We start from the raw sequence: 12,277 nt of genomic DNA, 5'->3' as shown, positions 1-12,277 counted from the left end.
AAATAATGATGATGGAAGACATAGCGACGGCATTTCCAACGATTGAAATTTTACGTAACGAGCCTCTGGCTCACTATACGCATACGAAGACCGGTGGACCTGCTGACTACTTGGCATTTCCAACGAATATTCAGGAAACGAAATCCTTACTGGCCTATGCGAATCAGATTGGCCTCCCCATTACAGTAGTGGGTAACGCCAGCAATTTGATTGTTCGAGACGGCGGAATTCGTGGCCTGGTTATGATTCTAACGAAGATGAACGCCATTACAACGGATGGTCAGACGGTAACGGCCGAGGCGGGTGCCGCTTTGATCAAGACTACGCAGGTGGCACAGGCACATGGCTTGACTGGGTTAGAGTTTGCTGCCGGAATTCCTGGCAGCGTCGGTGGGGCTATCTTTATGAACGCTGGAGCTTACGGCGGCGAAATCAAAGAAGTCGCTGTGGCTGCTGAGATCTTGACGCCCGAAGGTGAGATTCGGACCTTAACTCAGGCTGAGCTTGACTTTGGGTACCGGCACAGTTCGATTCAGGATTACAATGATATCGTTCTGACGGCCACTTTTGCCCTTAAAGTCGGTGATAAGACAGAAATTCAAGCCAAAATGGATGACTTAAACGCTCGACGGGCCGCTAAACAGCCGCTGGAGCTCCCTTCTTGTGGGAGTGTCTTCAAACGACCAGAGGGGCATTACACTGGCCAACTGATTCAGGAAGCTGGGCTACAAGGCTATCAACTGGGTGGCGCGCAAGTTTCTAAGAAACACGCTGGTTTTATCGTGAACATTGACCACGCTACGGCTACGGACTACTTGGACTTGATTCACCACATCCAGGCGGTCATTTTGAAGGAAGACGATGTGCACTTGGAAACTGAAGTCCGCATCATTGGTGAAGAACCACATACGAAATAAAAAAAGGGGGGACCTTATGTGCCAATTGTTGAAGCAGTGATCCTGTTGATTGTGTTAGTCCTGTTTTCTAATATTATCAGTCACTACCTCACGTTTATTCCGGTTAGTTTGATTCAAATTGCCTTAGGGCTCTTGGTAGCCTTGATTTGGAAATTTGAAGTCCCACTTGAAACTGACTGGTTTTTGTTACTGTTTATTGCCCCGTTACTGTATAACGATGGCCGGCGCTTTCCCCGACGGGAACTTTGGCGGCTACGGGGACCAATCTTTGCAAATGCAATCTGGCTGGTATTTTTGACCACGATTTTAGGTGGGTTCCTGATCTATGAGTTGATTCCCAAAATGCCACTGACGGTGGCCTTCGCGTTGGCCGCAATTTTATCGCCAACCGACCCGGTGGCCGTGCAGTCCATTTCAAAACAAGCCAAACTCCCAGATAGCTTGATGCATTTGGTGAGTGGTGAAAGTCTGATCAACGATGCGAGTGGGCTGATTGCCTTTAAGTATGCAATTGCAGCTACTGTGACTGGTGCCTTTTCCATGGGGACGGCCGTAGGTGACTTCTTTTATATCAGTATCGTAGGGTTCCTATCCGGTTTAATTTTTATGACAGCTATTCAATTATTAATGGATATCTTACGCCGGCAAGGAATCGATGACGTGATTTTTAATACCGTTTTGCAGATTGCGACGCCCTTTGTCGTGTACCTGGTGACGGAAGAGATTACGCACGCTTCTGGGGTTATCGCGGTGGTGACAGCTGGCGTGCTGTACCATGCCCGGGAGAACCGAATCGTGGAAGATTCGCCAGAATTAAAACTGGTTACTGAAAAGGTTTGGGATATCATTATCTACTCGCTAAATGGAATCGTGTTTGTGATTTTGGGAATTGAGCTCCCCGTGGCGACGTCTCAAGTCATCAAGGGTGGCCAGTTCAACACCTGGGAAGCCTTGTTCTTTGCGTTTGTAACATGGGTTATCATCGTGGTGATCCGAACGGTTTGGACATACGGGTACGTGCTTTATGAACGCATAACGCATAAGGCACCTCAGAATCGTCCGGGCTTACGCATGTCGATTCTTTCCGGATTATCAGGCGTGCGGGGAGCTGTGACCATGGCTGGTGTCTTGTCAGTACCAATGACGATTGCTTCCGGTGCTGGTTTCCCAACGCGTTCACTGATGTTGTTTGTGGCGTCTGGGGTGATCATCATTAGTCTGGTAGCCGCGACGATTACGTTACCACTGATCTCAACGTCGGGCCAACCGTTGCAAACGCGGGCTAGTGCTAGTGATGAGGGGGCTAACGACATTGATTTGGATGCTGATGGTGAGGAAATTCCCGCTGATCCGGTTCGAAAAATCAGTGAGGACGAGGCTCGAGCATATATCATGCGGCTGGCAATTTCTAAGATTGAAGAACTGCGCCGGCCCAACAATCAACGGGCAGCGTATGACCTGATTTTAGATTATCAATTTGTCATTCGTCGACTAGAGATGAGTTATCGCGCGGACACTGCCATGCAAAAGGTTTTGGAGGATGAAATCAAGCTCCGCGAAGTCACGTTAGCTGGTGAGCGCGCTTCTCTTAAAGAATTACGAAAGGGTGAGAAAATCACCCAGACGAGTTATGTCGGGGCTTTGCGTCGGATTGAAAATCTAGAAAATCGGTTAACGCAGGTGGCTGGACACACTATGCCGAGTGTTCTGCGCTACTGGCGGGTTTTCTTCAAGCACATGATTCGTAACGCTGCTTACTGGTTGCATTCTGAAGACACGGACCGATTACACGCTGAGAACAATTTGATTGAGCGTGAGACGGCTAAAGCCGCCATCAAGTCTCTGTCACAGTACTTGGCTAGTTCTGATGTCGACGAAACGCAATTTGACAACCAAGCTGTCTACCATCTTTTGGTACAATACCGTAATCGCATCGAACGTGCTAAAGCTGAATCTGCGCCTACTCATGAGGAAGAGTACCAGCATCAGATCAATACGATGCGGGTCAGAGCTCTGGGAGCTGAACGTTCTGGTATTCAAACGTTGCTTGAAGCAGGTAACATCACCTGGAACATGGCCTCCCATCTACGGCAGTATGTGAACTACTCAGAAAATGTGTTGGTTATGTCACTGAACAGCGATGAATAAGCTCTAAAAGATTAGAATAATCAAAAGAGACCTGGAAATTACTTCCAGGTCTCTTTATGTATACTGGTTTAATCTTCGTGTTGGGCGTTCATGATCAAGTAGAGAATCCAGTAACAGAATAACTGGATGAAGGTCATCAGGATGACGAAGATCCACATATTAGGATTCCACATGTCGAGGAGTGGCCGAATAAATTGTTCGGGGTTTAAGAACAGGTAGACCGTGTGAATCCGGAGAAAACGGCCAATGTAGAGTCCCACGGCTGTTAGAAAAGTCAGCACACAGACAATGAGTAGTCGTGCCCACCGGTTCCCTTTGGCTAATCGTTGTGTAATTGCATCGCTGACGTGGTTGAGGCTCCAGAAGCCCAAAAACGTGCAGCTAATGGCGCTGACAATCATATAGGTGAAGTATATCCAGAGATGTGGTGTAACTCTTAGCAGGCCACTCAGAGCATATGGCTGGAGTAAGGATAAATGGAATAGGTCTGTTAAGAGGTAGGGCGCATTAGGATAGAAGAGTAGCCATAGAAGCACTAAGGGCCAGAAAAGCCAACCGCTCTTGGGCCGTTGACGACCAATGTGAAAACTTAGTTCAATGGGGATGGCTCCCAAGAAGGTGTTGAGCACCAGGAATGAGAAGGGGTCTTTAGCACGGAAAAACAAGAAAATGAGCCACGCCACAAAGAAGACGCGAATTTCCCACCGAGCACGCCGATTCATAAGCCATCACCGATCCTTTCGTAAGTCTGCACCTTTATTCTACAGCGAGAAGGCTGGGAACTGGCACAATATGACTTCTATGTTAACAGATTATTTTCATTAAAATAACTGGAATAATTGAGTTTAAAGAATCCGTAAGTTTTCCGGTCAATTTCGACATCCAGATGGTCATTGTTCCCTTTCAGGGCGAAATGTACGCGGTGCCGTGCTATAATAAAATTTGAATTCAATTTGGAGGGAAAGTCATGAACCTGGATTGGGGAAATCTCCTTACTATAGGAAATTTAGTCAACCTCCTCGACATTCTGGTAGTGTGGTTCGTCATTTATGAATTGATCGTGATGTTACGGGGAACGAAAGCTATTCAGCTGTTCCGTGGGGTCATCTTGATTCTGATCGTACGATTCGTCAGCGCCTACCTGGGCCTAAATACCGTGTCGTGGTTGGTTGATCAAGTTATTAATTGGGGTGTTATTGCGATTATTATCGTCTTTCAACCTGAAATCAGACGGGGGTTGGAACACCTTGGACGAGGCTCGCTATTTGTGCGGGTGCGTCACGAAAATGAAGCCGCTAACCACATGATTGAAGGGCTGGATAAGGCCATTCAATATATGTCCAAGCGACGGATCGGTGCTTTGATGACGATTCAGCGAGATACGGGTCTGGAAGACTATATCGAAACGGGAATCGACCTGGATGCTGAGCTGACCGGTGAGTTACTGATTAATATCTTCATTCCGAATACGCCACTACACGATGGTGCGGTCATCATTCGTGATAACCGCATTGCCGTGGCAGCGGCCTATTTACCACTGTCTGAAAGCAATCTGATCCCTAAGGAACTGGGAACGCGTCACCGGGCAGCTGTGGGTATCTCAGAAGTGACGGATGCGTTGACCATCGTTATCTCGGAAGAGACTGGTGAAGTCTCCATTACGAAAAATAACGAGTTACTTCGTGGCTTGACCCAATCTGATTATCTAAAATTCCTGCGTAACGAGCTGGTAAATGAAGAAGCCACCGATGATGGTAACTTCTTCGTCAAGCTATTTGACTGGTTTGATCAACGGTTCAGAGGGGGGCGGCGCTAATGAAAAATGAGCGTTACACGGCGTGGTTGTACCGCATTCTGGCGCTGATTCTTGCGGTTCTGTTGTTCTTCTACGTGAACAGTACGAAGTCGTCTAGTAATAATCAATCGACTAACTCAGACAATAACACGTCTCTGACGGCCACTAAGACAATGACTGTGTCAGTTCCCTTACAGCTTAACGTGAACAGTAATAAGTATTTTGTGACGGGTTATCCGTCGAAGGTCAAGGTGACTTTAAAGGGGCCGTTAGCCCTGGTGACGACGACGGCAAATACACAAAACTTTAAAGTTTATGCGGCCTTAAGTGATTTAGGGACGGGTAAGCATAAGGTTTCTTTGCATCAAGAAGGGTTGAATCATGAGATTCAATCAACCATCTCTCCGGCAAAGATTACCGTGGACATCGAGCCACGCCGAACCGTTTCGTTCCCGGTCAAGGTGAAGTACAATAGCCAAAACATTGCTGCGGGATACTCAGCCGGTAAAGCCACTTCTGATACAACCACGGTTAAGGCAACCGGTGCAGCGAACGAAATTTCCCGCATCAAGGAAGTTATTGCCCAGTTGACGGTGCCTCAGAATTCTAAGAAGACACTCAATAGTCAGGCCGTTATCGAAGCTCTCGACAGCAGTGGTAAGACGGTCAACGTAATTCTCACGCCATCGACGACGACAGTTAACCTGCCGATTACGTCCGATGGTCAAGGGAAGAAAGTTGGGCTCAATTTAAACGCTAAGAACGGATCGTCCGGAACGACGTATAAACTAACCAGTAACGTGTCAAAAGTTACTGCGTATGGGAGCTCGTCTCAGTTAAAGAAACTATCTGACGTTGACGTTGATGTCGATGTCAGTGACGTCAAGAGCCAGTCGACTAAGACAGTCACGCTGGATACGAGCGATAATAACGTGACGGCATTCGATCCTACGACGATCAAGGTCACGGTACAAGCAACGACAAAATAATACTAGTTGGAGAAATGAGGAAATTTAACATGAAGTATTTTGGAACTGATGGTGTCCGGGGGGTCGCTAACCAAGAGCTGACTCCCGAGTTAGCGTTTAAGGTTGGTCGGTTTGGCGGTTACGTACTGACCCAACATGCGGATAGTGAAAATGCTCATCCACAAGTTTTAGTAGCCCGAGATACCCGAATCTCTGGACAATTGTTGGAAAACGCTTTGGTAGCCGGTCTCCTATCCGTGGGAATTGAAGTTCTGCGGTTGGGAGTTATTACGACACCTGCCGTTGCTTACTTAGTGCGGACGCAAGGCGCTGCCGCAGGGGTCATGATCACGGCTTCCCACAATCCCGCTGAATATAACGGTATCAAGTATTTCGGGAATGATGGTTATAAGCTGTCTGACGAAATGGAAGAAGAAATCGAAGCCTTATTAGATGGCGAAAATGACGAATTACCACGGCCAACGACTGATGGTCTCGGGACGGTCGAAGACTATTCCGAAGGTAGTCAAAAGTATATTCAATTCTTGGAACAGACGATTGCAGACGATCTAGATGGCTTGCACATCGCAGTCGATGCTGCCAATGGGTCGACTAGCGGATTAGTTTCTCGACTGTATGCGGACTTTGATTTGGACTTCGACACGATTGCGACGACTCCCAATGGTTTGAACATTAACGATCAGGTAGGGTCCACGCATCCCGAACAATTACAGAAGTTCGTGGTTGAAAAGGGCGCAGCGATTGGTTTGGCCTTCGATGGTGACGGCGACCGGTGTATTGCGGTCGATGAAAACGGGAATATCGTAGATGGAGACAAGATCATGTACATCTGCGGAAAGTACATGGCTGAACATGGTCGGCTGAAGAAGGATACCATCGTAACTACGGTGATGAGTAACCTGGGCATGTACAAAGCCATGGAAGCCCACGACTTGAAGTCAGTGAAGACCAAGGTTGGGGACCGTTACGTGGTCGAAGAAATGCTGAAGTCTGGTTACAACCTGGGTGGCGAACAGTCCGGTCATATTGTCTTCTTGGACTTTAACACCACCGGGGATGGTCTGCTGACTAGTCTGCAATTACTGCACATTTTAAAAGCGACCGGGAAGAAGCTTTCCGAGTTGGCTGCTGACGTAAAGACCTATCCTCAAAAGTTAGTCAACGTGAAGGTTGCCGATAAGCAGGCCGCTCAGGAAAATCCTAAGGTCAAGGCTATGATTGCAACCGTTGAAAAGGAAATGAACGGTGACGGTCGCGTGTTAGTCCGTCCTTCCGGGACAGAACCACTCTTACGGGTCATGGCAGAGGCACCAACTAAAGAGACGGTCTCAGCTTACGTTGATCGAATCGTTGAAGTTGTTCGTGCCGAAGTTGGCGTGGAGTAAACAGATTAAAGGATGACTACTGTGAGGGTGGCCATCCTTTTTTAGAAATATGATGATAGACCAGTTTTAAACTTTCTAATTGACAACCCTCTAAGAAGGCTGTAAAGTATAGTCATTCAGAAATGTTTTTCAAGGCGTTTCAGTCTATACCAATTGTTTAGAAAAGGGATACATTTCTTAAATTCATAAAAAAACTGACCCGTCCGGCTGAACCGGAAATGGCGTCAAGCAAAGGAAGAAAAATTATGTGTGGAATTGTTGGTGTTACGGGGAACGACAACGCTGTCAAGATTTTAGTTGAGGGCCTCCAGAAGTTGGAATACCGGGGCTATGATTCAGCTGGTATTTACGTAAATGATCAAAAGGGTGAAGACTACTTGGTTAAGACCAAGGGTCGGATCGCAGATTTACGTGAAAAGATCACGCCGGACGTTCACGGGTCAACCGGGATCGGCCATACGCGTTGGGCAACCCATGGGGTCGTTAGCGTCGACAATGCGCATCCTCATTTTTCTAACGATGACCGGTTCTACCTGGTCCACAATGGTGTCATCGATAACTTCCAAGAATTAAAGGCACAGTACTTGAGCGACGTTCCTTTCCGGAGCCAAACAGATACTGAAGTGGTAGTTCAATTGATCGACAAATTTGCCGTTGAAGACAAGTTAGATGCTAAGCAAGCGTTCTTAAAGACGTTGAGTTTATTGAAGGGGTCTTCATACGCCTTCTTGATGATGGACCGGGAACAACCTGACACGTTATTTGTTGCCAAGAACAAGAGTCCATTGTTGATCGGTGTGGGTGACGGCTTTAACGTTGTCTGTTCTGACGCCTTGGCAATGTTACGGGAGACGCATGACTTCTTGGAATTAATGGACGGTGAAGTTGTGACCATCACGCCTGACAAAGTAGCTATTCAAGATGCTGAAGGTAACGCCGTAGAACGGAAGCCATTCCACGTTGATATGAACGCTGACGAGGCTGACAAGGGAACCTACCCATTCTACATGCTGAAGGAAGTCGACGAACAACCTAACGTGATGCGGAAGTTAGCTCAAACTTACTTGTCAGAACACGGCGAACCTCAAATTGATGACAAATTGTTGAAGGCTATGAAGGACGCTGATCGCCTGTACATCGTTGGTGCTGGTACTAGCTACCACGCCGGTTTAGTTGGGAAGCGGCTCTTTGAAAACTTGGCCCACATCCCAACGGAAGTGCACGTTTCTTCTGAGTTTGCCTACGAACAACCAATGTTGTCCGAAAAGCCATTCTTTATCTTCTTGACGCAATCCGGTGAAACGGCTGACAGTCGTGAAGTCTTGGTTAACGTCAATGACGCTGGCTACCCAAGTCTGACAATCACCAACGTTCAAAACTCCACGTTATCGCGTGAAGCGACTTACACGTTGTTGCTCCACGCTGGTCCAGAAATTGCCGTTGCTTCTACGAAGGCTTACACCGCTCAAATCGCGTTGGAAGCTATTCTGGCTAAGGCATTGGGTCAGATGACTGGTCAGATTATTGCTCAAAACTTTAATATTCGCCAACAACTTGGTTTGGTTGCTACGGGGATGCAAGCCATTGTTGATGAAAAGGACAAGTTGGAGAAGATTTCTAGCGACTACCTGCTACAGACCAACCGGGCCTTCTATATTGGCCGGGGTCTCGACCACGCCGTTTCTTTAGAAGCAGCGTTGAAGCTGAAAGAGATTTCCTACATTCAATGTGAAGGATTCGCTTCCGGTGAATTGAAGCACGGAACGATTGCCTTGATTGAAGAGGGCACGCCAGTGATTGGGTTCATTACGCAAGCGAAGACGGCCGGTTTGACGCGGAGCAATTTGCAAGAAACGATGGCCCGAGGTGCTAAGACCTTTACCATTGTTCGGGAAAGTTTAGCCATCAAGGGTGATGACCTGGTCTTACCTGACGTTGATGAAATGTTGATGCCATTGTTGAGTGTCGTTCCTGCTCAGCTGTTAGCTTACTACACCAGTTTGAATAAAGGGCTGGACGTTGATAAACCACGGAACTTAGCCAAGAGTGTTACCGTTGAATAAATAAGGTAAATGCGAACGCCCTTCTTCGTGAAGGGGTGTTCGCATTTTTATTTTGTGAAAGGGCTCCTAGGCCGGGAATGGCGGCGCTTCCTGCACTGTTTTCGCTAAGCTTTTCACTTGCGAAAAATGCCGTTTCATTGTATAGTGTCTTCAAATATGAATGAAAACGGTGGTGAAAACGATGAAGTATACAAAACGCGTTGACGCCCATAAAAACCAGAAACAAAAGGACGCCACATTCGAAAAGTTTCGGAAACAACAAAATGAATTAAGTGCCAATCGTCGGGGAATTCGGCGTAAGTAGGATGATCACTGGACAACAGTAGGTCGTCCTTTTTTATTTGCCAACATTAGTAACTGATTGTTGGGTTAGTCACTTAGGTGGCAACTTGCTTAGTAAGTGACACAATTTTCTGAAAATAGAGGGAGCTTCTCCAAAAATTGTGAGAAAAGCAAGCAAAATCCTTGCAAAATTGGTCTAGAGCATTTATAATCGGACTATACCATTAAGAGAGGGAGACTGAATGATATGAAACAAGTAACGAACATGGATCTACAAATTGTAAATGATAAGAAGACTGGCGGGTACGTTGGATTTGAGATTTTTAAACGCGCTTTGGATAACGGGGCCAAGGTTTTAGGGCTCGCTACGGGGAGCACGCCCATTAGTATTTACGATGAATTAGGTGCTAGTGACTTGGATTTCAGTCAATTAACGTCGGTTAACCTGGACGAATACGTGGGATTGGATGCTAATCACCCACAAAGTTATCACTACTTCATGCAACAACATTTGTTTAACCAAAAGCCATTTGCACAATCATTTGTGCCAGATGGATCTAACCTAGATGCCAAGTCCGCTACCAGCGATTATGATCAAATTATTGCCGCACATCCAATCGACCTGCAACTTTTAGGCTTGGGTCAAAATGGTCACATTGGTTTTAATGAACCAGGGACTGATCCAGAGTCAACGACTCATAAAGTGGCTTTAACTGAATCAACGATTGCCGCTAATGCACGGTTCTTTGATAATGTCAATGACGTTCCCCGTTATGCGTACTCAATGGGAATTGGGTCCATTCTGAAGTCTAAGCAAATCCTGATTGCAGCGTATGGTGAGGCTAAAGCCGCTGCCGTTGCAGCCATGATTCAAGGGCCAATTACGCCAGATGTGCCAGCCAGCTATTTGCAGACTCATCCGAACGTGACGGTAATTTTGGATGAAGCTGCAGCTAGTCAGTTAGATTAATCATTTTGGGTAACCAGGGATTCTCTATAAAATTTTCTTTCAGCAAGAAGCCAAGTTATGGTATTCTTGACCTGAAAGCGATTTTAAGGGGGAAACCGGTAAAATGAAGCGAACAAAACGATGGCTACTCGCAGCACTGATTGTTGGTGCTGGAGTTGGTGGCTTTAATTTAACCCAAGGAGCGGGTCATGCGGCGACTTCGACTCCAGATGCGTTTATTTCGAGTCTTAAGAGCCCCGTGAAGTCGGTGGCTAATCAATATAAACTATATCCATCGGTTATGATGGCGCAAGCAGCGTTAGAGAGCGGTTGGGGAACCAGTGCGCTCACTACGACCGCTAACAATTACTTTGGGATTAAAGGGAGTTATAATGGGGCCTCTGTGACCATGCAGACTTCTGAATATGATTCTAATGGCCAACTGTACTATACGAATGCGGCCTTTAAGAAGTACCCCAGTGCTAAGGCTTCAATGACGGATAACGCCACGTTACTACGCAATGGGACGAGTTATAATCCTAAGATTTACAGTGGGACTTGGCGTGAAAATGCTAGTTCATACACGTCGGCTGCCAATGCGCTGACGGGAACCTATGCCACGGCGCCAACCTATGGCGCTAGCTTGATCAAACTTATTAAACAATATAGCTTGAACACACTCTTGGATGGGAGTACCACGTCGTCCTCAAATAACAATAATTCAGCGGCTAGTGAGGCCGATAAAGTCCAGTACGCGACAGCTACCTACAACGGGGCGAGTGGGACACAGACGGCTCGGTTGAGTGGTAAATATAGTCGGTATCGGATGTACAACCACGTTAAGAATACTCGAGCTGGTGTGACCAAGACGGCTTGGAGTAAGGTGGGTGCGTATAAGGGCCAACTGGTTTATTTGGACATGCGGGCAGTTAAGAAGGATCCCACTACCAAGAAGAAGACCACGTGGTACCGGATTCGCTACAATAAGAACACTTCGGCTAAGAAGTACTGGGTTTACACCAGTACACTGACGCTGCCAACTATCAAGTACACCGGTGGTTCCGCTACCGTTAAGATCAACAACGGGGTTAGCGGCAGTTACTACGATCACGTTTTTAATTCCCCCTATCTGGCAAAGTCTAAGGGGTCTCTTAGCAAGTTAAAGGGGAAATCCTACAAGGCAGATAGCCAAGCAGTTAAGACGCAAGACGGCGTGAAGACGACCTGGTATCGGATTAAGGTGGCTGGCAAGAAATATTGGATTGCCTCCACGGAAACGGCAGCTAGTGCCCAGTTTGATTATGTGGTGTATGCCAGCGCTAGTGGGACTAAAAAACTAAGTGCCAAGTACAGCAAATACCATTTGTACAATCACGTTAAGAAGACTCATTTTAATCAAAAAGAGTTTGATTGGCCTAAAGGTGTGAAGAAGGGGACAAAGGTCACCGTCAATTATAAGGGGATTAAAACCGCTTATAAGACGACCTGGTACCGCATCCGCTTCAATGGCAATAAAACGAATTACTGGGTGGATTCACGAGCCCTCGCATAAATTGGGTTTAAGAGGTCTGGGACAAAAGTCACAGGCCTCTTCTTATGTTACCGAAATGTGAGCCAGAAGGTTGTTGGTTCCGTTTAATCCAAACAATCAACTATCCAGGACCAGGTTTTATCGACCACTGACGTTAGTGTTGGCAGGCTAATCTGCTGTCTATTTTGGTCTAAAGAAAAGTCTAAGTCTGGGTAGAA

10 protein-coding genes are annotated in these 12,277 nt (G+C 46.8%); 9 read left to right on the top strand and 1 reads right to left on the bottom strand.

The window, feature by feature from the left end; translation table 11 throughout:
- Nucleotides 1-5: 5 nt before the first annotated feature.
- Nucleotides 6-917 carry a UDP-N-acetylmuramate dehydrogenase gene (gene murB / locus EKM75_RS01875; protein WP_125691574.1) on the top strand — a complete coding sequence of 304 codons (912 nt, stop codon included), beginning with the start codon at nucleotides 6-8 and terminating at the stop codon, nucleotides 915-917.
- Nucleotides 918-935: 18 nt separating this feature from the next.
- On the top strand, nucleotides 936-3,065 hold the full coding sequence (locus EKM75_RS01870; RefSeq protein ID WP_125691572.1) for a cation:proton antiporter: 2,130 nt from the start codon (nucleotides 936-938) through the stop codon (nucleotides 3,063-3,065).
- Between the two features lie 68 nt (nucleotides 3,066-3,133).
- On the opposite strand, the gene EKM75_RS01865 is transcribed toward EKM75_RS01870, so the two are convergent.
- A complete protein-coding gene (locus tag EKM75_RS01865) occupies nucleotides 3,134-3,787 on the bottom strand; it encodes a DUF1361 domain-containing protein (RefSeq protein ID WP_125691570.1) in 654 nt (217 codons plus the stop codon).
- A 245-nt stretch (nucleotides 3,788-4,032) separates the two neighbouring features.
- Here EKM75_RS01865 and cdaA point away from each other — a divergent pair, with 245 nt between their 5' ends.
- The 7 genes from cdaA to EKM75_RS01835 all read left to right on the top strand — a co-directional run bounded on the left by cdaA (nucleotide 4,033) and on the right by EKM75_RS01835 (nucleotide 12,080).
- Nucleotides 4,033-4,881, top strand: a complete 849-nt coding sequence (gene cdaA, locus EKM75_RS01860) for a diadenylate cyclase CdaA (protein WP_125684801.1) — start codon at nucleotides 4,033-4,035, stop codon at nucleotides 4,879-4,881.
- Entirely contained in the window at nucleotides 4,881-5,849 is a 969-nt protein-coding gene (locus EKM75_RS01855) for a CdaR family protein (RefSeq protein ID WP_125691568.1), read from the top strand. Before cdaA ends, EKM75_RS01855 begins: the two co-directional genes overlap by 1 nt.
- 29 nt (nucleotides 5,850-5,878) lie before the next feature.
- Nucleotides 5,879-7,234, top strand: coding sequence for a phosphoglucosamine mutase (gene glmM / locus EKM75_RS01850; RefSeq protein WP_125691566.1), 1,356 nt, complete (start codon nucleotides 5,879-5,881; stop codon nucleotides 7,232-7,234).
- Between the two features lie 245 nt (nucleotides 7,235-7,479).
- A complete protein-coding gene (gene glmS, locus EKM75_RS01845) occupies nucleotides 7,480-9,297 on the top strand; it encodes a glutamine--fructose-6-phosphate transaminase (isomerizing) (RefSeq protein WP_125691564.1) in 1,818 nt (605 codons plus the stop codon).
- 181 nt (nucleotides 9,298-9,478) lie between these two features.
- The gene (locus EKM75_RS12970) at nucleotides 9,479-9,601 is read left to right on the top strand and encodes a hypothetical protein (RefSeq protein WP_263853481.1); all 123 of its coding nucleotides are present in this window, start codon (nucleotides 9,479-9,481) and stop codon (nucleotides 9,599-9,601) included.
- Nucleotides 9,602-9,844: 243 nt separating this feature from the next.
- On the top strand, nucleotides 9,845-10,549 hold the full coding sequence (locus EKM75_RS01840; RefSeq protein WP_164508700.1) for a glucosamine-6-phosphate deaminase: 705 nt from the start codon (nucleotides 9,845-9,847) through the stop codon (nucleotides 10,547-10,549).
- A gap of 103 nt (nucleotides 10,550-10,652) precedes the next feature.
- Complete coding sequence (locus EKM75_RS01835) at nucleotides 10,653-12,080, top strand: glycoside hydrolase family 73 protein (RefSeq protein WP_125691560.1); 1,428 nt, start codon at nucleotides 10,653-10,655, stop codon at nucleotides 12,078-12,080.
- Nucleotides 12,081-12,277: the final 197 nt, after the last annotated feature.

The organism is Levilactobacillus tongjiangensis (genome assembly GCF_003946345.1).
In the GTDB taxonomy this organism is placed as follows: Bacteria; Bacillota; Bacilli; order Lactobacillales; family Lactobacillaceae; genus Levilactobacillus; species Levilactobacillus tongjiangensis.
This window is presented reverse-complemented; position numbering and strand designations above follow the sequence as displayed.